Source organism: Protofrankia coriariae, from assembly GCF_001017755.1.
GTDB classification, from domain to species: Bacteria; Actinomycetota; Actinomycetes; order Frankiales; family Frankiaceae; genus Protofrankia; species Protofrankia coriariae.
Window position 1 is genome coordinate 46,689 of record NZ_JWIO01000012.1, and the last position, 21,651, is coordinate 68,339.

The window sequence follows — 21,651 nt, forward strand, 5'->3', positions numbered from 1 at the left end:
AGCGTGGCTGTCATCTCAGCGTGGGGCGGAGTACGCGGTGTATTTCACCGACCGGGGTGTCGAGGAGCTGTCGCAGCGTCGCGGTGAGGAGTCCGTGACGCTCGACTGGCTCGCCGACCAGTTGCGCACGTTCGTCGACCTGCATCCCCAGTACGAGGACGCGGTCGAGGAACTGGCCACCTACCTGGCCCGCCTCGACGACCTGGACGACTGAGGCGGACGGCCGGCATAGCGGCAGGGGCACCCGTTCCCTGGCCACCGCGCCGGCCAGCCGGCCTCCCACGGTGCGGCTCCCCGAGCCGAACAGCCGAAAGAAAAAGGCAGGGACAGACCGATTTCGATCTGCCCCCTGCCTTTTTCGTACCGTTTTTCGCCTGTTTCAGATGGTTCAAATGATCCAGACAGCTCAGACGGTGAGGACGAGCTTGCCGAAGACGTCCCCGCGGACGAGTTTCGCGAACGACGCGCGAGCGTCGGCGAGCGGACGGACGTCGTTGACGAGCGGGCGGACCCCGGTCCGGTCGATGAAGGCGGCGAGTTCGGCCAGCTCGTCCCGGGTGCCCATGGTGGAGCCGACGACGGAGAGCTGGAGGAAGAACAGCCGGTTGAGCTCGGCTGGTGGGTTGGCACCGGTGGTCGTGCCCGAGCAGACGATCCGGCCGCCGGGCCGTAGCGACCGCAGGGAGTGTCCCCAGGTCGCCGCCCCCACGGTCTCGATCACCGCGTCGACCTTGACCGGCAGCCGCGCGCCGGGCTCGAACGCCTCGTCCGCACCGATCTTCAGTGCCCGCTCCCGCTTGGCGGCGTCTCTGGAGGTGACGAGAACGGTGTGGCCGGCGGCCTTCCCGAGGATGATCGCGGCCGTGGACACCCCGCCGCCGGCGCCCTGCACCAGCAGGGTTCCGCCCCCGGCGGCCGGCAGCGCGGACCGGTGGACGACCATCCGGTAGGCCGTCAGCCACGCGGTCGGCAGGCAGGCGGCCTCCTCGAACGACAGCGAGGGCGGCTTGGGCACCAGGTTGCGCCGCGGTACCGCCACCGCCTCGGCCAGGGTGCCGGGGTACAGCTCCGAGAGCAGCGTCCGCCGCGGGTCGAGGGTCTCGTCCCCGCCGCCGGCGGCCGGGTCACCGATGACCGCGTGGACGATCACCTCGTCGCCGTCCGCGCTCACCCCGGCCGCGTCGCAGCCGAGGATCATCGGCAGCCTGTCCGCGGGCAGCCCGACCCCGCGCAGACTGAAAAGATCATGATGGTTGAGCGTCGCGGCCCGGACGGACACGGTCGTCCAACCGTCGGGGACGTCGGGGGCGGGCTGCTCACCGACGTCCAGAGCAGAGAGGGGGTCGTCGGCGTTCTGGGACACAGCGGCGACAGCGAGCACCAACCAACAGTAAAGCCACGGCCGGCGTGACGCTCGTGATCACATCGATCGGGAGGAGTGGCCGGAATTTTCTCCATCCACATCCATCGGAAAAACAACAAATAAACTACTAGATAACTACACACACATGAAAAACCATGTGCGCTACACCGCCTGCGTCGCACGACAGGGGCGGCTGTGCTCCACTCTTCAACGTGACGACACACAGGCGGGTGCAGGAGCCCAGCTCGGGTGTGTCCCGGTGGTTCCGCCGGAGACAGCAAATACCCGTGTCGGTGGCCGATCCTGCGCCAACCGCTTACGCCGACGGCACCACGATCGTCGTTTCCGTGACGGATTTCGTCTCCTGCACCTACAAGGGATGCGGAACGCTGCGGCCGCTGGCGGAAGTGTCCGAGAACCGGCAGTGCCCCGGCTGCGGCCGGGTCTGAGCGGCCCGCTCCGACCGCGGCCAGGGTGACGGGAGGCCGGGGCCCGGTGGCGGCGCGGCGGACGGCCTGTCCCGGCTGTCCGAGGCCGCCGCAGGACGCCTCCGCGGTACGACCCCGGCCGGGGGCCCCACGCGCCACCGGCCACGCGCCGGCCGACAGCACATCCACCAGCGGCGCGTGGTGCGTCTACCGGCGGGCCACCCCGTCGGCGTGTGCCTGGCGGGCCACCGCGGCGGCGACCGCCGGCGCCACCCGGTCGTCGAAAACGCTCGGGATGATGTGCTCCTCGGTCAGCTCGTCCGCGATCACAGCGGCGAGCGCGTCCGCCGCCGCCAGCTTCATCGACTCGGTGATCCGGCTCGCGCGCACGTCCAGCGCCCCGCGGAACACACCGGGGAAGGCCAGCACATTGTTGATCTGGTTCGGGTAGTCGCTGCGCCCGGTGGCGACGACCCGGGCATGCCGGCGCGCGACCTCCGGATCGACCTCGGGGTCGGGGTTCGCCATCGCGAACACGATCGAGTCCGGCGCCATCGAGGCCACGGCCGCCTCGGGCACCGTGCCCGAGGACAGGCCGAGGAAGACGTCCGCCCCGGCCAGCGCGGCGTTGATCGAACCGGAGATCCCGGCTCGGTTGGTCGTGGCCGCGATCTCCGCCTTGACCGGGGTGAGATCGGCCCGGTCCGGGTGCAGGATCCCCCGGCTGTCACCGACCGCGATGTCCCCGATGCCGGCGGCGAGCAGGATACGGGTCACCGCCAGGCCCGCGGCGCCCGCGCCGGAGACCACCGCGCGCAGGTCGTCCAACCGCCGGCCGGTCAGCCGCGCCGCGTTCTCCAGCGCGGCGAGCGCCACGATCGCCGTCCCGTGCTGGTCGTCATGGAAGACCGGGATGTCGAGACGGTCCTGGAGCAGCCGTTCGACGGCGAAGCAGCGCGGCGCGGAGATGTCCTCCAGGTTGATGCCGCCGAAACTGGGCGCCAGCCGGGCGACCGTCTCCACGATCTGCTCGGTGTCGGTGCAGTCCAGGCAGATCGGGATCGCGTCCACCCCGGCGAACTGTTTGAACAGCGCCGCCTTGCCCTCCATGACCGGCAGGGCCGCGGCCGGGCCGATGTTGCCCAGCCCCAGCACGGCGGTGCCGTCGGTCACCACCGCGACGACGTTCGACCGCCAGGTGAAGTCGTCCGCCAGGCCCGGCTCGTCCGCGATGGCCGTGCAGACCCGCGCGACCCCGGGGGTGTAGGCAAGCGAAAGATCCTCCCGGTCGTTCAGCGGGACGGTCAGCGCAATGCCGATCTTGCCACCCCTGTGCAGGGTGAACACGGGGTCGATGTCACGGGCCAGCGACCCCGGCCCATCCGACTCGACGGCGGGCCGGGGCACGGCCGGCGGCAGATCCCCCAGCGCGTCGGGAACGGCCTGGTTGACAGAATGATCGGTTGTGGCAGTCATCACTACTCCCTCGGACGAGATGCCTCGACGGGTGGGAGGCGTGGACGGCAGGTCCGGGGATCGCCCGGGGATGCCTTCCAATATGACATGCGGGCCCCGCCGCCTCCTGCGCGGACACCCCATGTCCTCGACTGAAGCATGCGCGTGCCCCGGGTGTCCCGAATAGTTTTTGTGGCCGGCCCGGCGTACCGGAACACCAATGGATCGATACCGGAACAGGCACGGACCAACGGTGACCAGCAGCGATCAGCGGCGATCAGCGATGGCCGGCGCTGGCCGGCGTGGTCCTCGTGCGCCGGCCGGGATGCCCACCTGGCAGGTGGGGGCGCATTGGCCCCCATGGGGCATCGTTACCGGGTACGGTGCGCGTTCGTGGAGGTTCACGAACTCGAGATAGCCGGCGCCTGGGTGTTCACCCCCCGCCAGCACACCGACGACCGGGGCACCTTTCTGGAGTGGTTCCGGTCCGAGACCGTGGTCGAGGCGGTCGGCCACCCGCTCCACCTCGCCCAGGCGAACCACAGCGTGAGCCGGCGCGGGACGCTGCGCGGCATCCACTACGCCGCCGTACCGCCCAGCCAGGCCAAGTACGTCACCTGCGTCCATGGCCGGGTTCTCGACTGTGTGGTCGACATCCGGCTCGGTTCGCCGACATACGGAACGCACCAGGCGGTGCTGCTCGACGACGTGGACCGCAAGGGCCTCTACCTCGCCGAAGGACTCGGCCACTCCTTCATGGCGCTCACCGACAACGCGGCGATATCGTACATCTGTTCGACGCCCTACAGCCCCGCGCGCGAGTACGGCATCGACCCGCTCGACCCCGACCTGACGCTGCCCTGGCCGCGGGACGTGACTCCGCTGCTGTCCGAGAAGGACGCGCGGGCTCCGTCGCTGAAGGAGGCGGAGGCCGCCGGCCTGCTGCCGTCCTACAGCGCGTGCACGGCCTACTACGAGACCCTGCGGATCCAGGCGGGCCGCGGCCAGTAACGTGCGATCACCCGGCCCAGCACGTCCTCGGCCGGGACCGAGCCGAACGTCGCGCTGTCGGTGCCGGCCGCCACGTTGTCGGATCGCAGCCACCACGACCCGTCCGGCTCGACGAAGGCGGCCCGTTTCACCCCGAGCCCACGGCCGGGTAACCGTGCGACGACCACGTCACCCACTCGTGGCGACATTCCCCACAGGACCACGCACGCGTCCCCGTCCCGCAGCGTCGGTGTCATGGAGCGGCCGCTGACGGAGACCATCCGCACGGCAACATGTCGGCCCACCCGGGTAAGTTGCCACAAGGTGGAGCCATGCATCGACACCATCCGAGGGCCGCTGGGGCACGTCCGCGGCGTCCCGGCCTTCGACCAGGCGGCATGCGCACCCACCCGAGAGTTGCCTCAGGCGTCCAACGAGACGAGAAGGGATGGCAGCATGAGCCTCCTACGTCCGAAGACAACGGTCAGCGCCCACTGTGATCTGCCCTGTGGAGTCTACGACCCGGCCCAGGCGAAGATCGAAGCGCAGTCCGTGAAGGCGATCCAGGAGAAATACCAGAGCAACGACGACCCGGCCTTCCGCGCTCGCGCCCTGACCATCAAGGAGGAGCGGGCGGACCTGGTCAAGCAGCACCTGTGGGTGCTGTGGACCGATTACTTCAAGCCCAACCACCTCGAGAAGTACCCCGAGCTCCACGACCTGTTCTGGCAGGCCACCAAGGCGGCCGGGGCGGCCGGCGCCAAGGGCTCGGTCGACCCGGCCGACGGGCAGAAACTGCTCGACCTCATCGAGCGGATCTCCACGATCTTCTGGGAGACCAAGGCCGCATAGGCCGCATGGCCGCGCGGGACACCCACATCCAGGCCACACGTGTGGGCCATGTGGGCCGCGTAACCTCCGCGCAGGGATCCGGGAACCCGGGCTTCCGGCACCACGAGTTGGCATGACCGGAACAAGCATGACTGCCTGTTGCCGGCTCGCTGGTGGCCCGGGGAACCGGGCTCTGCGCGATACGGCCCGGCCCGGCCGGTCGCGACAATGAAGATCTACCGGACCGGAAGATCTACCAGGCTGGCCGCGGAGCATGCCACAGAGCACGCTGCCACTACTGCTGATCACAATCCCGGCTCCGGCCGGAGCCCGCGGGCAGGAGCATCCCCGAACGACGACGGGACGTAGTCGGCATCACCCACACAATCCTCAGAATCGATCACCCGACCTGCGGTGGCGCCTCGGCACTGGGTACGGTGGTCTCCACGTGGCATGAACTGGGCACGGACGTCTCCAGCCTTGACCGGCACGACCGCTGCCCAGGTGGGGGTCAAGAGATCAAATGGGATACGGAATCACAAGGCACACAAGGGGGTAACACCGTGGACACAACGCCGAGGACCGAAACCACCAGCGGTCAGGGCGGTGTCCCCGGGACAGGGGTCCCCGGTGGACGGCTGCGAGACGTCGTCCAGCTCACCCTGCCCGCCGCGAGTGCCTACCTGTCGGTCCTGCGGACCGCCACGGCATCGCTGGCGGCCCGCGCGGACTTCACCCTCGACGACATCGAGGACCTGCGGATCGCCGTCGACGAGGCATGCGCTCTGCTGCTGCTGTCGGCCGTTCCCGGTTCGGGCCTGGAATGCACCTTCGAGCTCTCCCCCGGCGTCATCGACGTCTCGGTCACGGTGCTCAGCCTGGACGGCGAGCCACCGTCCGTCGAGACGTTCGCCTGGACGGTCCTGACCGCGCTGGCCGACGAGGTGTCCTCTTCCGTGGACGCGGACTCGCGAGTCACCATCGTGCTACGCAAGCGACGCGGGATACCCGAGGAACACATCCACAGTCCCCGGGCCGCGGCGCCCGAAACACCAGCGCCCGCGGCAGCGGCCCCCATGGCACCGTGGACCGAGAACGCCGGCGCGCCGGCCACCGGACCGGTGGGCACGCCGTGACCGCAGGGCGTACCCGACCGTTTCAGGACGCCGTGGCCACGACCAGGCAACGCTCGAAGGCCTTTCTCGACGACAGCCACGATCTTTTCCTCGCCGCGGACGAGGAGGCCACGGACGAGACGTCGCCCGGCACGCCGGTGGCGGAGGCCGCCCTGACGCCACGCTCGCCCAGGCGGGCGACGGTCGCGGCCCAGGGCCATCCCAAAAATGATCACTCCAACCCCGATGCCGACGCCGGTCATTCCGGCCATGACCATCCCGGTGAGACCAACGACCGGGTGCGTGCCCGGGAGCTGTTCACCCAACTGGTCGCCCTTCCCGAGGGGGACCAGCAGCGAGCCGAGATCCGCGACCAGCTCGTCCGGATGCACCTGCCGCTCGTCGAGTACCTCGCGCGCCGTTTCCGCAACCGCGGCGAGCCCCTGGACGATCTGACCCAGGTGGCGACGATCGGCCTGATCAAGTCGGTGGACCGCTTCGATCCCGAGCGTGGCGTGGAGTTCTCCACCTACGCGACGCCGACGATCGTCGGCGAGATCAAACGGCACTTCCGGGACAAGGGCTGGGCGATCCGGGTCCCGCGGCGGCTCCAGGAACTCAAGCTGGCGCTGACCAAGGCCACCTCGGAACTCTCCCAGACGCTCGGCCGCTCACCGACGGTCAGCGAGATCGCGGCTCATCTCCAGATGAGCGAGGAGGAGGTGCTGGAGGGCCTGGAGTCCGCCAACGCCTACTCGGCGGTCTCCCTGGACGCACCGGACTCCGGCGACGACGAGGCCCCGGCGGTGGCCGACACCCTGGGCGTCCAGGACGAGTCCCTCGAGGGAGTCGAGTACCGGGAGTCGCTCAAGCCGCTGCTGGAGAAGCTGCCCCCACGGGAGAAGCGCATCCTGCTGCTGCGGTTCTTCGGCAACATGACCCAGTCGCAGATCGCCACCGAGCTCGGGATCTCCCAGATGCACGTCTCGCGGCTGCTCGCCCGCACGCTGGCCCAACTGCGCCGCGGCCTGCTGGACGACACCTGACGAGCGTTCACCGCGCGGCCAGGCGGCTGCCGCTCGGCCCCCTCGCTCCCGGCCGAGCGGGCCGCCCCCGGCGGCGGTGGCCCGCTCGTGCCAGATCGTGCCAGGTCATTCAGAGGAACCACCCGGGCCCGTGGGCTGGTGCGGGCGGTAGGCACCGGCCAGACCGATCAGCACCAGCACCCCGACCGGGACCACGACCAGCGGGACACCCTCGCCATAGCGGTGGGCCTGCAGAAGGCCAACAGCAACCGGAATACACAAAATTTGAACAACAACAAGCGGAGAACGGGCCCACTGTCGGCGCGCGAGCAACGCCCATGTGAGCAGCCACAGAACAACTCCGGCGACAACCGCGAACAGGCCGCCGAGCTCGGCCCGGCCCCGGTCGTCGGTGTCCGCGCCGAAACCCCGCACCACCAGAAAGACGCCGAGGGAGACGAGTAACAGCCCCTCGGCGGCCAGCAGTACCACGGCGGCCCGCAACGCGCGTACGGCACGCCGGGCGCCATGCCGGGCATCGTCGTGTTGTCGACCGCCCGCCGGCGTCGGTATGATCCGCTCGGATCCAGCCCTGGAACCCACATGCCGACAGTACGTGTTCCCCACGGCCACGTAACCCCGGTGGGTATGCCTGACGGGCCCCCACCTGACACGCGGATGTCCGCCGGCGTCGGGATTCCACCGGTCACGGGATTCCACCGGTGGCAAGAATTACGTCATGACGCCTGGAAAGCCCTGAACGGCTAACGTAGACATCATGCGTGCGCTGCTGGTCGTTAACCCCCTCGCCACGGCTACGACCCAGCGCATCCGGGATGTCCTGGTCAGTGCCCTGGCCGCCGATCTGCACCTGGAGACCGTCGCCACCAAGGGCCGCGGCCACGCCATCGAACTCGCCGAGCGCGCCACCGACGCCGGTGTCGACCTCGTCGTCGCCTTCGGCGGCGACGGAACGGTCAACGAGATCGCCAACGGTCTCCTGCGGGCGGGGCCGGTTCCGGGCGCGCCCGCGCTGGCTGTGGTGCCCGGTGGGAGCACCAACGTCTTCGCCCGCGCGCTCGGCTACTCCGCCTCCCCGGTGGAGGCCACCGGAGAACTCCTGGAGGCACTGCGCGAAGGCCGCAGTCGCCGGATCGGCCTCGGGCACGCCACCTTCACCAGCCGGTCGGGCATCAGCCAGTCCCGCTGGTTCATGTTCTGCGCCGGCCTCGGCGTGGACGCGGCCGTGGTCGAACGGGTGGAGCGCAAGCGGGTACGCGGACGCCGCAACACCCCGGGGCTGTACCTGCGCTCGGCACTCGGGCAGTTCGTCCGTGGCGCCGGGCGCCACCGTCCGCCCATCACCATCACCACCGACGAACCGGGCCAGACCGCCGGGGCAGCCAGGGCAGCCGGGGCAGCCGGGGCAGCCGCCGACGGTGCCGACCCGGGCACCGCGCGGCCCGGCACCGTCCAGGCCGTCGTGGTGTGCAACACGACGCCCTGGACGTATCTCGACTCCCGGCTGGTACGTGCCTGTCCGGCGGCCTCGTTCGACACCGGCCTGGATCTTCTCGGCCTGCGCCGGCTGACGCTCGCGCGGACGGCCCACGCCGGCCTGCAGATGCTGCACAGCGCTCGAGGCCCCCACGGCAAGAACGTCCGTGCGCTGCACGACCAGCACACGATCACGTTGACGGCCGCGCGCGAGCTGCCGTTCCAGATGGACGGCGAGTACATCGGCCCGCAGGCTCAGGTGACGCTGCGATCCGAGCCGAGGGCGCTGCGCGTCATCGTCTGAGACGGACGCGAACGTCCGCTCAGGCCGCTCCCCGGCCCAGTCCTCGGACGACCTCGGCCGGGTCGTCGCAGATCACCCCGTCCACACCGGCGGCCCGCAGCCGGTCGGCGTCCCGCACCGAGGTGACCGTCCAGGTCACCAGGCCCACGCCGGCTGCCCGGGCCCGTTCGGGCACGTCCGGGGAGCCGAGCACCGAGGAGATGTGGGCGTGCAGCTCCTGATGGCCGGCGGAGCGCACATAGGCGATGCCGCCGCTGACCGACATCCGCGGCATGGTGAGGAACGCGGTGGACACGCCGATCCCGGCGTCGCGCACCGCCTCGATCGCGAACCAGTCGAACGAGGAGACGGTCACGGCCCCGGACGCGCCGCCGGAGGTCCGGGTGAGCCCACGGGAGCGCAGGAGTTCGACCAGGGCCCGGGCGGTCCGTTCCCGGGGGGCGTCGAAGTCGGGCTGGCCCGGCTGATTCTTGATCTCGAGGACGAGGCGGCCGCGGCCGTCCCAGGCGTCGAGGATCTCGGCCAGGGTGGGCACACCCAGACCGGTGAGCTCGCGGGTCGTCCGGCGTATCACGGCCCGGCCGGTCAGCCGCCCCGGCAGCCGAGGATCATGGACGCAGACCAGATCCCCGTCGGCGCTGCGCCGTACGTCCACTTCGATACCATCAGCGCCGGCGCGCAACGCGGCGTCCACCGCCTCAGATGTGTTCTCCGGACCGGGAACCCGGCTACCGCGGTGACCAAGAACCTGCATGCGCCAACGATGCCATCACGGCCACGCCCCCGGTAACGCCAGGGCCGCCGAGGCCAGCTGCGTCGAAACGCCAAAAGCGGCGTGATCACGGCTTGGTACGCCCATGAGCCGGAAGCCAGCCAGAGATCCGGGAGGCCCGGACTCGGGAACTGAGCGAGAAACCCAGGATGACAACCTCGAATGCCAATTCGGCATGTTGTCCGCCTCTGCCGGGCGTGCGTGTTCACTGAGTTGGCGGTACTAGGACGGTCTGTGTGTCGCTGTCGTCTGATCCGCCGCAAAGAGTGGTCCACCTGTGTCTCTAACGGACGAAGCCAGGTGGTCAGGGGTCGGTAAGGGGCGGGAAGCCACTTGCAGGTCCTTGCGCCCATGCCAGTTGCGGTGGGAGGGTGGCGAATGTCCGAGGTGGATGGACCCACACACCTCGGGTTCACACGCGACGGTGCATCCGGTTGAAAGATCGAGAAGCCGCGCGGACCCGGCAGCCGTTTGGCCGCCGGAAAGTGCGACACAACCGTGGCGGCTCGTAAAGCGTCTCACGTGCAGTGTGGCCCGAGACGAGAGAGGGAGTTGTACGCATGGACTGGCGCCACAGAGCGCTCTGTCGCGACGAGGATCCCGAGCTCTTCTTCCCGATCGGTACTACCGGTCCGGCTGAACGCCAGGTCGAAGAAGCAAAGGCCGTCTGCCGGCGGTGTGCTGTGACAAGTGATTGCTTGAGCTGGGCTCTTGACACCGGGCAGGACTCCGGGGTCTGGGGCGGTTTGAGCGAGGATGAACGCCGAGCGCTCAAACGCCCAGCGCGCACCCGCGTTCGCACCGCCTGAGCAGTATCCACCAGCACCACACCAGCTCGAGCCGTACGACGACTTCCCAGATGGCCATGCCGTGAGGTATCGGTCACCGGGGTGCTGTCGTGCGCCTTGGAGCTGCTCCTGTCCGTGTCCGCATCGTTTGCCAGCGAAGCCGACGGAACTCGCTGTACCGGTGTTGAGACGGCAGGAAACGACAGGCCAGGACGGGGTGGGACGGCGCCAGGCACGGTGGTGCTGTACCCACCTCGACGGTCCTCATAACACCGATCTTGGAAAAATTTTTCAGTCCCGCAACGGGATGGAGAGCAGGGCCTCGGTGCCACGCTCCGCTCCCGCCTGAAGACGGATTGCTCCCTGCATCTCACCGAGGACGAGCTGGCGCACGATCTGCAGACCGAGCCGGGGAGAGTGCTCCAACTGGAAGTCCTCAGGCAACCCGGCGCCGTTGTCGGCGACCACCACGTCCAGCCGGTCGGGATACCGCCGGACCCGCAGCTCGATCGAACCAGCGGAACCATCGAACGCATGTTCGACGGCATTCTGTAGAAGCTCGGAAAGCACAAGTGCCAGCGGCGTGGCAAGCTCACCGGGCAGCCGGCCGAACGATCCCCTGCGGGTCGTGCTCGCCCGGGTCCCGGTCGAAGCCAGATCCACTGTCACCGATGTGATCTGGTCGGCGATCTCGTCGAAGGGCACCGACTCGCCGAGGCTCTGCGAAAGGGTCTCGTGCACGACGGCGATCGAAGTCACCCGCCGCACCGACTCCCGCAATGCCAGGCGTGCCTCGTCCACCTTGGTACGACGCATCTGCAGGCGCAACAGGGCCGCGACCGTCTGCAGGTTGTTCTTCACCCGATGGTGGATCTCGCGGATGGTCGCGTCCTTGCTCAGCAGCTGCGCCTCCCGGCGCCGCAGATCCGAGACATCGCGGACGAGGACCAGCACCTCACGGGTGGCGCCGGGAAACAGCGGGATCGCGCGCAGCAGCACCACCGTGCTCCCGACCGCGAGCTCCACCTCGACCGGCCGGCGACGCCCGATCGCGTGCCACACGGCCGGCGTGGTCGCGGGCAGGTTCAGCGTCCGGTGCACCGAGCGCAGGTCCTCACCGGTGACGTTGCCGGTGTAACCGAGGCGGCGGTACGCCGACAGCGCGTTCGGACTGGCGAAAATGACCTTCCCCGAGCCGTCCAGACGCAGCATCCCGTCACCGACGCGCGGCGCCTCGGGCAACTCGGCGTTGCTGCCCCGGAACGGGAACGCCCCCTCGGCGATCATCAGTGCCAGGTTGTTCGCGCACTGCAGGTACGCCGACTCCAGCGCGCTCGGCGTCCGGGTGGTGGCCAGGTTGGTGTCCCGCGCCAGCACGGCGATGACCCGGTCGGAGTGCAGGACCGGAATCGCCTCGGTACGCACCGGCACCCCGCCGTCCCATTCCGGCTCACCCTCACGGGCGATCCGGCGCTCGCGCCACGAGTTCTGCACCACCCACCTGTTGATCACAACGCTGCCGACCTCGTCGTTGTGGTACGCCGTCGGCCCGGTGGTCGGCCGCACCTGCGCGACCACCAGGAACTCGGCCCCCGGGCCGGCTCCGCCGCGGGCCGCCGTGGCCCGGCTGGGCACGAGCAGCAGCAGGTCCGCGAAGGACAGGTCGGCCAACAGCGCCCAGTCGGCCACCAGGGCGTGCAGGTGGTCGATGTCGTCCGCACCAAGATCGGTGCTCTCGCGTAGAAGGTCCGCCAGCGTTCCCACGCAGGCAGACTGCCAGACGCGGCGCCGGCTCGGAGCATGTGTGCCCGATCAGCTTTCCCGGATCCCGGCACCGCCATGATCCGGCCACTCTCCCGACAACGCGAAAATCATGATCGAATCATCTCTGACGCCAGCGGCTTTGTGTCTCCGGCAGCGCGACAAACCACGATCGCGCTGCCTTCGAGCGAGCCAGCTGAGCGTCTCCGGCAGCGCGACAAACCACGATCGCGCTGCCTTCGACGGACCGACTTGCGTGTCTCCGGCAACACGAAAACCATGATCGCGTCGCCTTTGACCTAGGCTTCCTGGTGTGCATCCGCATACCACCAAGGCGGTCGCCGATCCGCTTGGCTGGCTGGACAGCCATGCCCGGCGCCGGGAAGAGGCCGGGCTGCGCCGGGTCGTGCGCCCACGTGCGCCCGACTCAGGGGCGCCGGGCGACCCGGCACGCGGGGATCCCACCCGCCTGCTGGACCTGGCCGGCAACGACTACCTGGGCCTGTCCCGCCACCCCGAGGTGATCGAGGGCGGGGTGCGGGCACTGCGCACCTGGGGTGCGGGCTCCACCGGGAGCCGGCTGGTCACCGGGACGACCACCCTGCACGGCGACCTTGAAGACGCCCTCGCCGAGCACACCGGCTTCGCCGCGGCGCTGGTCTTCGCCTCCGGGTATGCGGCCAACCTGGGTGTGCTCACCTCGCTCACCGGGCCCGAGGACCTCATCGTCTCGGACGAGCGCAACCACGCGTCACTGGTGGACGCCTGCCGGCTGTCCCGGGCACAAGTGATCATCGTCCCGCACGCCGACGTCGAAGCGGTCGACGCGGCGCTGGCCGAACGGTCGTGGCAACACGCGGTCGTGGTCACCGACTCGGTGTTCTCCGCCGACGGCGATCTGGCCCCGCTGGCCGCGCTGCACACGGTCGTCCGCTCCCGCGGCGCGCTGCTGGTCGTGGACGAGGCCCACAGTCTCGGCGTCGTCGGCCCCGGCGGGCGAGGCGCGCTCGCGGACGCCGGGCTCGCCGGCGAGCCGGACGTGGTCGCCACCGTCACCCTGTCCAAGGCGCTGGGCAGCCAGGGCGGTGCCGTGCTGGGCCCGCCAGCCGTACGCGCGCACCTCATCGACACCGCCCGCACGTTCATCTTCGACACCGGCCTGGCGCCGGCCTGCGCCGGCGCGGCGCTCGCCGCGCTCGGAATCCTCACCACCACCCCGGATCTCGCGGACGGCGTCCGACGGCACGCCCGCCACCTGGCCGACCTCACCGGCGCGCCCCGACCGGCCGGCGCGGTCGTCTCGGTCGTCCTCGGTGAACCGGAACGCGCGGTGCGGGCGACGGAGATCTGCCGTGCGCACGGGGTGGCCGTCGGCTGCTTCCGCCCCCCGACCGTGCCCCCGGGCACGAGCCGGCTGCGGGTCGCGGCCCGCGCCAACCTCACCGCCACCGACCTGGCCCGGGCCGCCGACGCCTTCGCCGCGGCCATCGGCGCACCCGGCTGTCCCGGATGACGGTCCTCGTGGTGACGGGGACCGGGACGGGGGTCGGGAAGACGGTCGTCACCGCGGCGGTGGCCACCCTCGCCCGGGATCGGGGCATCGACGTCGCCGTGGTGAAGGCCGCCCAGACCGGCGTCGAGCCCGGTGAGCCCGGCGACCTCGACCATGTGCGCGCCCTGTCCGGGGTCGAGGAGCTGTACGAGTACGCCCGGTTCCCGGCGGCGCTGTCGCCGGCTGCCGCGGCCCGCCNACCGGCGTACCCCGGTGGAGCTCGGCGACGTCGCCCGGCATGTGGGCGAGCTCGCCGAGCGCCACCGGCTCGTCCTGGTGGAGGGTGCCGGCGGGCTGCTGGTCCGCTACGACGACGAGGGCAGCACCGTTGCCGACCTCGCCCGTACGCTGGCCGCGCCGGTGCTGCTGGTCAGCGAGGCCGGGCTCGGCTCGCTCAACACCACCGCGCTGACCCTGGAGGCGCTGGCCAACCGTGGGCTGGAACTCGCCGGGCTCGTCATCGGCTCCTGGCCGGCCAGCCCCGATCTCGCCTGTCGCTCGAACATCGTGGACATGGAAATGCTTGCCGCGCGTCCACTCGCCGGAGCGGTGCCAGCGGGGGCGGGGCACACCGACGCCGCGGCGTTTCGCGCCACCGCCCGGGCCTGCCTGGCGCCCGCTCTCGGCGGCACCTTCAACGCCCACGACTTCCGAGAGAGTCACAGACCGTGACTCTCTCGGTTCGTCAGCCATCCCGGGGACCTCGCGGACCTGGGCCACCCGGATCCTCGGACGAATCGACGGTCCGTAACCTACCTACCACAGGGAGACCGCTTTGCCGCCGTCAGTAGTCACCGTGCCCGTGCCCTCGCCGACGCAACCGCCGACACCGGCCCGGTCGGCGGCTGACCAACCAGCAGTCGACCAGCCGACAGCCGTCGGGCGACCCGGCGGGAACGCGCCGGTCACCGACATCCTCCAGGTCGCCCGTGAGCAGGTGCTGGAGCATGGCCAGGGGCTCTCCACCGAACAGACCCTTCAGGTGCTACGGCTCGACGAAGACCGGATCGGCGAGGCGCTGGCGCTGGCGCACGAGGTGCGGATGCGCTGGTGCGGCCCGGAAGTCGAGGTCGAGGGGATCGTCAGCCTCAAGACCGGCGGTTGCCCGGAGGACTGCCACTTCTGCTCCCAGTCCGGCAAGTTCGACTCACCGGTGCGCTCGGTCTGGCTGGACGTCCCGTCGCTGGTCGAGGCCGCGAAGGCGACCAGGGAGACCGGCGCGACCGAGTTCTGCATCGTCGCAGCCGTCCGGGGACCGGACAAGCGTCTGATGAGCCAGGTCCGGGCGGGGGTCGAGGCGATCCGCGCCGCCGTCGACATCAACATCGCCTGCTCGCTCGGGATGCTCACCCAGGAACAGGTGGACGAGCTCGCCGCGCTGGGCGTCCACCGCTACAACCACAACCTGGAGACGGCACGCTCGCACTTCCCCCAGGTCGTGACCACGCACAGCTGGCAGGAGCGGTGGGACACCTGCGAGATGGTGCGGGCCGCCGGCATGGAGCTGTGCTGCGGCGCCATCATCGGGGTCGGTGAGACGCTGGAGCAGCGAGCCGAACTCGCCGGCCAGCTCGCCGCGCTGGAACCCGACGAGGTCCCGCTGAACTTCCTCAACCCGCGGCCGGGCACACCGTTCGCCGATCTTCCGGTGGTCGGCCCGAAGGAGGCGTTGCGCACCATCGCCGCGTTCCGGCTCGCGCTGCCGCGCACCATCCTGCGCTACGCCGGCGGACGCGAGATCACTCTTGGCGATCTCGCTGTCGACGGGATGCTCGGCGGCATCAACGCGGTCATCGTCGGCAACTACCTCACCACGCTGGGACGGCCCGCCGAGGCAGATCTTGAAATGCTCGCCGACCTGAAGATGCCCATCAAGTCCATGCAGTCCACGTTCTGATCACAGGTCGTCCCGGTCGTTGCGGGCCGGACCGCAACGACCGGGACGACCGAGGCGCAGGGCGCGCCGGTGGAGCCGCGACCGGCCGCGCGGTGGTGGGTGGCGGGCCGGCGGGTCCGGGTAGAACGACCGAGGGTAGAACATCGGCTGGGCCGCTCGATGTTCTACCCTCGGAAGCATGACTACCGAGGGTCAGAGGCGCCACGATCACGCTTCTGCCGCACCCGGGGCGCCGACAGACCGCCGGCAGCCTGATCATGCTTCTGTCGCCCTCGGGGCCCCTCCCGGACCGGCACAGCCGATCCGGGAGGTCCGACGCAGCCCGCTCCCCGGGTCACCCGGTGCGGCGGAGACGACCTTCTGCGACCGGTGCGGGCGGCCGCTGGCCGACAGCGGGCACGACAGCTGCGTCCAGGCCCGGTTGCTGGAACCGCCACGGTTCTGCCAGACCTGCCGGCGGCGGATGATCGTCCAGGTCACCCCGACCGGCTGGACGGCCAGCTGCGTCGAACACGGCACGATCGCGGGCTGACCCCCAGCCCACTCGTCCCCGGGCCCGCTCGTCACAGGCCTGACGGTCAGGCCACCGGAAGCTGGTCGAGGAGGGCGATCAGATCGCCTTCCTGAACGACGTCCCCTTCCCGCACGGCGATCTGGGCGACCAGGCCGCCGTCCTCGCTGAGTACCGGGATCTCCATCTTCATGGAGTCGAGAATCACCAGCGTGTCACCGGCCGACACGGTGTCCCCGACACCGACCACGACCTTCCACACGTTGGCCACCATCTCAGCCCGAACTTCCTCGGCCACGGCTCCCCTTCCCTGTTCCGAGCGTTCCCGCTCCGGCGCGGACATGTGCACAGCGTGAGCGTAGTGTGCGTCGACGCCCGACCGCTGCGCGCCACGTCGACAAAGAAAGTCCCCGTTCGACCACCGATCCACCCAATTTCTTGACACGGTGGTAACAACTCCCGCCCCAGGCTCCCTCCGAGCCCACCAACGATCTTCGCTGGACGGACGGGAAACCGGCGCGGGCGGCCAGTCCGCACAGCCGGGGACGCGGCAGCGGAGAACCCGCGACGGCGACCCGGACATGCCGGAATGCCACGCCTGCGATCGAAGGCCCCGCGGACAACGCACACTACGAGTGTGTTCGTTCTCCTTGTGCTTGCCCTGGTGGGCGGTGTCACCGTGGGACTGATCCGCGGTGGCACGCTGGACGCTCTGGTTCGTGTCTATGTGTCACGCCCGTGGATGTTCGTGGCCACGATCGCGGCCCTGAGCGTGAGCCGGTTCATCCCCGGCCTGTACGCGGCCGCGTGGGTACTGGCCACGGTGGCGGTCGCGCTGTTCGCCGCGGCGAACTCCCGACTGCCCGGCGTCGGCCTGCTGTGGGCCGGGATCGCGCTGAACACCGTCGTGATCCTCGCCAACGGCGGTCAGATGCCGGTGTCACTGTGGGCGGCCGAACGGGCCGGCGTGTCCGCCAGCGAGATATACGCCTCCGCCCAGCACACACCGGGCGGTGACAACACCGTCCTGCGCCCGGCCACCGACGTGATCCCGCTGGCGTTCCCCGGCGCGGGGGCCGTCATCAGCATCGGCGACGTCCTGGCCGCCGCCGGCGTCGGCATGTTCGGCGCGGTCGCCCCGGTACGGGCACGCCGCACCCTGGAGTCCCGCCTGACCCCCAAATAGTGGCTTTGCCACTATTTGGGGACCCCTGGCGGAGTGGCTGGTCGTCGCGCGGGCTTATCGATCATCTGATGATGATCGATAAGGAAAAGGAGTGGGGCGTCCTGGGGGTCTCGCCGTGGGGGTCCTGGGGTCTCGCCGTGGGGGCGGGGGCTTCGGCCCACCAAGGCCCGTGGCCGGCCCGCGGTCCCGCGGTCTCGCCGGGGGCGCGGGGGGGGCTTTGGGCGTGGGGCCGGAGGGGGCTTCGGGTGTGACCGGGGAAGGTGTTTCGGTGTCGTGGATGGGCTGATCCACATCGTTCGGATGGGCCGGGTGGCCGGGGCCGTGGGCGTCGGTGGGTGTGGTCTGCGGGCGGGCGGGGTCGGCTGCGGTGGGTGGGGGTGGCGGTCTGGCAGGATGGCCCGAGCGGAAAGGAGGTTCCCGACGTGGCGAAGAAGAAGCGCAAGCGGCGCGCACGCGCCAAGAGCAAGGCCAACCACGGCAAGCGCCCGAACACCTGATCCCCACGAGCACCTGACGTTCCTCGGATGACGTTCTTCGGGCCACGGGCGAGCTCAGACGCGGACAGTCACGGATCTGTCACACTGCTCGCATCCCGTGTGCGGCCGCGAAGCCACCTGCCGGGAGCGGCAACGGCCCGGTGGCGACCCACCGGGCCACAGCCCAGTCCAGCGGGCCACAACCAACCGGCCAGAACCAACCGGCCAGAACCAACCGGATGGTCGGCAACACCGGCCGGGACACAGCGTCCGCCGGCCTGTGACGAGCGGCGAACCCGCCGCCCAACGGCGGGGAGGCTGCGGGGATGGCCGGGAGAGGCGCTGGTCAGCCGGTGGCGGTACGGGTCCGTAGCCACTGCACGGTCTGCCGCAGCCCGTTGTCCAGATCGACCTGGGGCCGCCAGCCGACCAGCCGGGCCGCCCTGCCGATGTCGAGCGCGATCCGTTGCAGCTCACCCGGCCGGGACGGGGCGAACTCGGGGGCGTCCGCCACGCCGACGATCTCCGCGATCGCGCTGTGCAGATCCCGGACGGTCGTCTGCGTGCCGGTACCGATGTTGAGGCGTTCGCCGTTGGCGGCATCCGACGGGACGGACCGGGCGAAGGCGTCCGCGACATCGCCGACGAAGACGTAGTCACGGGTGGTCGTGCCGTCACCGAAGATCCTCGTCGGACGACCCTCGAGCATCGCCGTCCCGAAGATCGCCACCACGCCGGCCTCGCCGTGCGGATCCTGGCGGGGCCCGTAGACGTTCCCCAGCGCCAGCGCCGTCGTGGCCAGCCCGTACGTGGACCGGTACACGGACAGGTAGAGCTCGCCGGCCGCCTTGCCCGCGGCGTACTGCGACTCGGGGGCCACCGGCACGGTCTCGTCCACCGGCAGGTGTTGTGGCGTCCCGTAGATCGAGCCGCCGGAGGATGTGTGGACGAACTTCCCGACGCCGGCCAGCCGGCTCGCCTCCAGCACGTTGATCGTCCCGAGCACGTTCAGCCGGGCGTCGAGCAGCGGGTCGCTGACGCTCACCCGCACGTCGATCTGGGCCGCCAGATGCAGGACGACGCCGGGACGGATCCGCTCGACGACACCGATCAGCTCGGCGGACGTGATATCCACCTTCTCGAAGGAAAACCGGTGGTCACGCAGGGCAGGGCCGAGGTTCTCAAGCCGACCGGTGGACAGGTCGTCGACCCCGACGACATCATGGCCGTCGGCGAGCATACGGTCGGTGACCGTGGAACCGATAAAACCGGCCGCGCCGGTGACGAGGATACGCACGGCACAAGAGCCTAACCGCCAGTCGGACGGTCGGCTGTCATGGCCAACCCTCTTGTTCGGCCTTATTCGGCGCGGAACTCCGCGGTGTCGGCGTCGATGCGGGCAGCCCGCAGCCGTTCCAGGACGCTCTCCCGGAGCGACTCGGGAGCGCGCTCCCCGCCGCATCTGCGGGCCACCAGCAGCTTCACCTCGTGTTCCACCCCGAACTCCCGAAGGCACGGAGAGCATTCGTCCAGGTGGGAACGAACCAGATGTTTGTGATCGAAGTCGATCTCACCGTCGAGATAGAGGTAGACCGCTTCCAGAACCTTCCGACAGTCGACCGCGTGCGGGTCCCCACAGCTCACGATCCACCACCGTCGATCTCGGAGCTGCCGGCCCGGACCAGGCCGCGTTCCCGGGCGTAGTGCTCAAGAGCGGTACGCAGCCCGCGACGGCCACGATGCAGGCGTGACATCACGGTACCGATCGGGGTACCCATGATCTCCGCGATCTCCTTGTAGGCGAACCCCTCGACATCCGCAAGATACACCGCAATACGGAAATCCTCGGGCAGCGCCTGGAGCGCCTCCTTGACATCGCTGTCCGGCAGATGCTCCAACGCCTCGGTCTCAGCGCTCTTCAGACCGCTGGACGTGTGCGACTCGGCGTCGGCGAGCTGCCAGTCCTCGACCTGCTCGGTCGGGCTCTGCAACGGCTGGCGCTGACGCTTGCGGTAGGTGTTGATGAACGTGTTCGTCAGGATACGGTAGAGCCACGCCTTGAGATTTGTGCCTTCCTGGAACTGGTGGAAGGCGGCGAACGCCTTGACGAAGGTTTCCTGCACCAGGTCTTCGGCGTCGGCCGGATTACGCGTCATCCGCAGCGCCGCCGCATAAAGTTGATCAAGAAAAGGCAGGGCGTCTCGCTCGAAGCGGCTGCTGCGCTCCTCGACGGTCTCGTCGACCAGGACCACTCCCTCGTTCCTTGGGTCGTCCGCGGGATACCGGCTCACGGACGTGCCGGCGGCCCCTGGAACGGACGATACCCTGGCAGGTGCGTACGCGCGTGTGGAAAAACCACCGGTACCGGCCGACTCCGGGACGCTTGGCCACCGGGCGGAAGGGTCAATCGGCCCATCATGCGGCCGGGGCGCCGGAGCGGGCGTCGACGCGGTGGCGCGGGCACAGGTTACCAGCGACCCAGGGGCCGCGGCTCCGGCCGACACAGCCGCGGACGATACAGCCGCGGCCGACGCAACAGGCATACCGTCGCGAACGTCGTCGCGTCGCCACCGGCCCGCCAGCCCGGTTGCGAACTGGGCAGTCATCGAACCTCCGAACGGATGTCCCCGCCGACCGGAAGCAAAACGATCATAACGGCCTGCGGATCAAGAAACGATCAGCTCGGCCCGTCGTTCTCCTGCGTCACGGACGGCTCCAAGAATCCCTGCAGGTGGCGTAACTGCCCGACCAGCCGTCGGATTCCCGGCGACGACCCGGGGCCCCGACCTCGGCGAACGGACGACAGAGGTATCATCACGCCTCCATAAATACGCTGGAAGAGCAACATGAGAACATGCAAAAGTCAATAGAATGTTATTTATCAACACTAATCACTACTAATCGCCATGGGGCAAGGCGAGGAGCGCGAGGCGGAGGGCGGGGCGTACGGTGCCTCGGCGGCCGCCGGGTACTCACGGCCCGGTGGAAGCCAGCCGGGCAATGATCCACTCTGTCGCGACGGTCGCAGCCTCGTCGACGACCTCGGCTTCGTCGCGGCCGTCCTTGCGGCGCGTCCGCATGGCGTGGTCGGCGCCGGCCAGGACGTGCACCTCGATGTGCCGGGCCGGGTCCGGATCGGGCATGCCGAACGTGTCCCGGTCCCCCTGGAGCACAAGCACGGGGACGCCGACGGCAAGCAGTTCGGGCAGGCGTGACGGCCGGCTCCCCAGCGGCTCCCGTCCGCCGTCGTGACCGACATCCTCCCCGAGATCTTTTTTAGCCGGGGCGGCGGGCTTTCCCGGTGGACACAGGGGGAAGCCGAAGGCCACTACCGCGGCGGCTCCGGTCGTGCGGGCGCACCGGCAGGCCACCCTCGATCCCATGGAACGGCCGACGAGGACGACGGGCCGCGGCCGCCCCAGGGCGTCCATGACCGCGTGCAGCACCGCGTCCAGCCGTGCCGGACGATCCGGCGCACGGCGTCCGGCGACGCGGTAGGGCATCTCGAGGCGGGCCACGCCGATCCCGCGCCCCGGCAGCCGCGCGGCGAGCACAGACAACACACCGACATCCGTTCCACTGCCAGCACCGTGCAGAAGGACAACGGATCCTATCGACGCCCGTGTCGCGGGAACCAGGAACACCCGTGCGCCGTCGACATCCAGGGAAGTCCGATCGGTGGAGGAGGCGTCGGCCATGG

23 protein-coding genes and 1 pseudogene are annotated in these 21,651 nt (G+C 69.9%); 13 read left to right on the forward strand and 11 right to left on the reverse strand.

The genetic code is table 11. The features are described from left to right. Positions 1 to 37: 37 nt before the first annotated feature. Positions 38 to 214 (forward strand): DUF6104 family protein, encoded by a 177-nt coding sequence (locus FrCorBMG51_RS29495; RefSeq protein WP_013872471.1) that lies wholly within the window; start codon positions 38 to 40, stop codon positions 212 to 214. A 192-nt stretch (positions 215 to 406) separates the two neighbouring features. On the opposite strand, the gene FrCorBMG51_RS09310 is transcribed toward FrCorBMG51_RS29495, so the two are convergent. Both FrCorBMG51_RS09310 and FrCorBMG51_RS09320 read right to left on the reverse strand, forming a co-directional pair. Continuing rightward, positions 407 to 1,381 carry a zinc-binding dehydrogenase gene (locus FrCorBMG51_RS09310; protein ID WP_047222720.1) on the reverse strand — a complete coding sequence of 325 codons (975 nt, stop codon included), beginning with the start codon at positions 1,379 to 1,381 and terminating at the stop codon, positions 407 to 409. A 617-nt stretch (positions 1,382 to 1,998) separates the two neighbouring features. Next, a complete protein-coding gene (locus tag FrCorBMG51_RS09320) occupies positions 1,999 to 3,267 on the reverse strand; it encodes an NAD(P)-dependent malic enzyme (RefSeq protein ID WP_047222686.1) in 1,269 nt (422 codons plus the stop codon). A gap of 339 nt (positions 3,268 to 3,606) precedes the next feature. Here FrCorBMG51_RS09320 and rfbC point away from each other — a divergent pair, with 339 nt between their 5' ends. After that, positions 3,607 to 4,257 carry a dTDP-4-dehydrorhamnose 3,5-epimerase gene (rfbC, locus tag FrCorBMG51_RS09325; RefSeq protein ID WP_420848594.1) on the forward strand — a complete coding sequence of 217 codons (651 nt, stop codon included), beginning with the start codon at positions 3,607 to 3,609 and terminating at the stop codon, positions 4,255 to 4,257. Here the strand turns inward: rfbC and FrCorBMG51_RS09330 are convergent. Continuing rightward, positions 4,218 to 4,574, reverse strand: a complete 357-nt coding sequence (locus FrCorBMG51_RS09330; protein ID WP_047222722.1) for a S24/S26 family peptidase — start codon at positions 4,572 to 4,574, stop codon at positions 4,218 to 4,220. The two genes, rfbC and FrCorBMG51_RS09330, sit on opposite strands and share 40 nt — an antisense overlap. Positions 4,575 to 4,692: 118 nt before the next feature. Between FrCorBMG51_RS09330 and sodN the strand changes: the two genes are divergently transcribed. The 3 genes from sodN (at position 4,693) to FrCorBMG51_RS09345 (ending at position 7,228) form a co-directional block, all read left to right on the forward strand. Then, entirely contained in the window at positions 4,693 to 5,088 is a 396-nt protein-coding gene (gene sodN / locus FrCorBMG51_RS09335) for a superoxide dismutase, Ni (RefSeq protein WP_013872465.1), read from the forward strand. Positions 5,089 to 5,630: 542 nt separating this feature from the next. After that, on the forward strand, positions 5,631 to 6,203 hold the full coding sequence (locus tag FrCorBMG51_RS09340) for an anti-sigma factor (protein ID WP_047222687.1): 573 nt from the start codon (positions 5,631 to 5,633) through the stop codon (positions 6,201 to 6,203). Next, positions 6,200 to 7,228 carry an RNA polymerase sigma factor SigF gene (locus FrCorBMG51_RS09345; RefSeq protein WP_235433451.1) on the forward strand — a complete coding sequence of 343 codons (1,029 nt, stop codon included), beginning with the start codon at positions 6,200 to 6,202 and terminating at the stop codon, positions 7,226 to 7,228. The genes FrCorBMG51_RS09340 and FrCorBMG51_RS09345 overlap by 4 nt, the downstream gene beginning before the upstream one ends. Before the next feature lie 105 nt (positions 7,229 to 7,333). Here the strand turns inward: FrCorBMG51_RS09345 and FrCorBMG51_RS09350 are convergent, their stop codons facing one another. Further along, on the reverse strand, positions 7,334 to 7,810 hold the full coding sequence (locus FrCorBMG51_RS09350) for a hypothetical protein (RefSeq protein WP_235433452.1): 477 nt from the start codon (positions 7,808 to 7,810) through the stop codon (positions 7,334 to 7,336). Positions 7,811 to 7,985: 175 nt separating this feature from the next. Between FrCorBMG51_RS09350 and FrCorBMG51_RS09355 the strand changes: the two genes are divergently transcribed. Further along, complete coding sequence (locus FrCorBMG51_RS09355; protein WP_047222688.1) at positions 7,986 to 9,008, forward strand: diacylglycerol/lipid kinase family protein; 1,023 nt, start codon at positions 7,986 to 7,988, stop codon at positions 9,006 to 9,008. Between the two features lie 19 nt (positions 9,009 to 9,027). Here FrCorBMG51_RS09355 and FrCorBMG51_RS09360 read toward each other — a convergent pair whose 3' ends face one another. Further along, a complete protein-coding gene (locus tag FrCorBMG51_RS09360; RefSeq protein WP_047222689.1) occupies positions 9,028 to 9,762 on the reverse strand; it encodes a glycerophosphodiester phosphodiesterase in 735 nt (244 codons plus the stop codon). Between the two features lie 578 nt (positions 9,763 to 10,340). Between FrCorBMG51_RS09360 and FrCorBMG51_RS26555 the strand changes: the two genes are divergently transcribed. Continuing rightward, on the forward strand, positions 10,341 to 10,589 hold the full coding sequence (locus tag FrCorBMG51_RS26555) for a WhiB family transcriptional regulator (protein ID WP_013872459.1): 249 nt from the start codon (positions 10,341 to 10,343) through the stop codon (positions 10,587 to 10,589). A gap of 270 nt (positions 10,590 to 10,859) precedes the next feature. Here FrCorBMG51_RS26555 and FrCorBMG51_RS09370 read toward each other — a convergent pair whose 3' ends face one another. Beyond that, on the reverse strand, positions 10,860 to 12,332 hold the full coding sequence (locus tag FrCorBMG51_RS09370) for a sensor histidine kinase (RefSeq protein WP_047222690.1): 1,473 nt from the start codon (positions 12,330 to 12,332) through the stop codon (positions 10,860 to 10,862). Between the two features lie 310 nt (positions 12,333 to 12,642). On the opposite strand from FrCorBMG51_RS09370, the gene FrCorBMG51_RS09375 reads away from it, so the two are divergent. The 4 genes and pseudogenes from FrCorBMG51_RS09375 to bsaP all read left to right on the forward strand — a co-directional run bounded on the left by FrCorBMG51_RS09375 (position 12,643) and on the right by bsaP (position 16,310). After that, the gene (locus FrCorBMG51_RS09375; RefSeq protein ID WP_047222691.1) at positions 12,643 to 13,842 is read left to right on the forward strand and encodes an 8-amino-7-oxononanoate synthase; all 1,200 of its coding nucleotides are present in this window, start codon (positions 12,643 to 12,645) and stop codon (positions 13,840 to 13,842) included. After that, positions 13,839 to 14,553, forward strand: a pseudogene (bioD, locus tag FrCorBMG51_RS09380) (dethiobiotin synthase). Before FrCorBMG51_RS09375 ends, bioD begins: the two are co-directional and overlap by 4 nt. A 103-nt stretch (positions 14,554 to 14,656) precedes the next feature. After that, on the forward strand, positions 14,657 to 15,778 hold the full coding sequence (gene bioB / locus FrCorBMG51_RS09385) for a biotin synthase BioB (protein ID WP_047222692.1): 1,122 nt from the start codon (positions 14,657 to 14,659) through the stop codon (positions 15,776 to 15,778). A gap of 178 nt (positions 15,779 to 15,956) precedes the next feature. Continuing rightward, complete coding sequence (gene bsaP / locus FrCorBMG51_RS34565) at positions 15,957 to 16,310, forward strand: biotin synthase auxiliary protein BsaP (protein WP_476742138.1); 354 nt, start codon at positions 15,957 to 15,959, stop codon at positions 16,308 to 16,310. A 46-nt stretch (positions 16,311 to 16,356) separates the two neighbouring features. Here the strand turns inward: bsaP and FrCorBMG51_RS09395 are convergent, their stop codons facing one another. Further along, entirely contained in the window at positions 16,357 to 16,587 is a 231-nt protein-coding gene (locus tag FrCorBMG51_RS09395; RefSeq protein WP_047222694.1) for a biotin/lipoyl-binding carrier protein, read from the reverse strand. Positions 16,588 to 16,926: 339 nt separating this feature from the next. Here FrCorBMG51_RS09395 and FrCorBMG51_RS09400 point away from each other — a divergent pair, with 339 nt between their 5' ends. Beyond that, a complete protein-coding gene (locus tag FrCorBMG51_RS09400; RefSeq protein ID WP_052914508.1) occupies positions 16,927 to 17,475 on the forward strand; it encodes a DUF5317 domain-containing protein in 549 nt (182 codons plus the stop codon). Positions 17,476 to 17,897: 422 nt separating this feature from the next. Then, positions 17,898 to 17,972 (forward strand): 50S ribosomal protein bL37, encoded by a 75-nt coding sequence (locus FrCorBMG51_RS33685; RefSeq protein WP_369299096.1) that lies wholly within the window; start codon positions 17,898 to 17,900, stop codon positions 17,970 to 17,972. A gap of 325 nt (positions 17,973 to 18,297) precedes the next feature. Here the strand turns inward: FrCorBMG51_RS33685 and FrCorBMG51_RS09405 are convergent, their stop codons facing one another. From FrCorBMG51_RS09405 to FrCorBMG51_RS09420, 4 genes are all read right to left on the reverse strand, one after another. Continuing rightward, on the reverse strand, positions 18,298 to 19,248 hold the full coding sequence (locus FrCorBMG51_RS09405; protein ID WP_047222695.1) for a GDP-mannose 4,6-dehydratase: 951 nt from the start codon (positions 19,246 to 19,248) through the stop codon (positions 18,298 to 18,300). Between the two features lie 62 nt (positions 19,249 to 19,310). After that, positions 19,311 to 19,595 carry a mycothiol system anti-sigma-R factor gene (rsrA, locus tag FrCorBMG51_RS09410; RefSeq protein WP_047222696.1) on the reverse strand — a complete coding sequence of 95 codons (285 nt, stop codon included), beginning with the start codon at positions 19,593 to 19,595 and terminating at the stop codon, positions 19,311 to 19,313. After that, the gene (locus FrCorBMG51_RS09415; RefSeq protein WP_175648248.1) at positions 19,592 to 20,242 is read right to left on the reverse strand and encodes a sigma-70 family RNA polymerase sigma factor; all 651 of its coding nucleotides are present in this window, start codon (positions 20,240 to 20,242) and stop codon (positions 19,592 to 19,594) included. The genes rsrA and FrCorBMG51_RS09415 overlap by 4 nt, the downstream gene beginning before the upstream one ends. A 681-nt stretch (positions 20,243 to 20,923) precedes the next feature. Beyond that, positions 20,924 to 21,514, reverse strand: a complete 591-nt coding sequence (locus FrCorBMG51_RS09420; RefSeq protein ID WP_338052719.1) for an alpha/beta hydrolase family protein — start codon at positions 21,512 to 21,514, stop codon at positions 20,924 to 20,926. Positions 21,515 to 21,651: the final 137 nt, after the last annotated feature.

Excerpts from the sequence above, each read along its gene's own strand:
- sodN (WP_013872465.1), top strand. The coding sequence starts at position 4,693 with ATGAGCCTCCTACGTCCGAAGACAACGGTCAGCGCCCACTGTGATCTG.
- rfbC (WP_420848594.1), top strand. The coding sequence starts at position 3,607 with ATGGGGCATCGTTACCGGGTACGGTGCGCGTTCGTGGAGGTTCACGAA.
- FrCorBMG51_RS09355 (WP_047222688.1), top strand. The coding sequence starts at position 7,986 with ATGCGTGCGCTGCTGGTCGTTAACCCCCTCGCCACGGCTACGACCCAG.
- FrCorBMG51_RS09320 (WP_047222686.1), bottom strand. The coding sequence starts at position 3,267 with ATGACTGCCACAACCGATCATTCTGTCAACCAGGCCGTTCCCGACGCG.
- FrCorBMG51_RS09330 (WP_047222722.1), bottom strand. The coding sequence starts at position 4,574 with ATGCATGGCTCCACCTTGTGGCAACTTACCCGGGTGGGCCGACATGTT.
- FrCorBMG51_RS26555 (WP_013872459.1), top strand. The coding sequence starts at position 10,341 with ATGGACTGGCGCCACAGAGCGCTCTGTCGCGACGAGGATCCCGAGCTC.
- FrCorBMG51_RS09360 (WP_047222689.1), bottom strand. The coding sequence starts at position 9,762 with ATGCAGGTTCTTGGTCACCGCGGTAGCCGGGTTCCCGGTCCGGAGAAC.
- bsaP (WP_476742138.1), top strand. The coding sequence starts at position 15,957 with ATGACTACCGAGGGTCAGAGGCGCCACGATCACGCTTCTGCCGCACCC.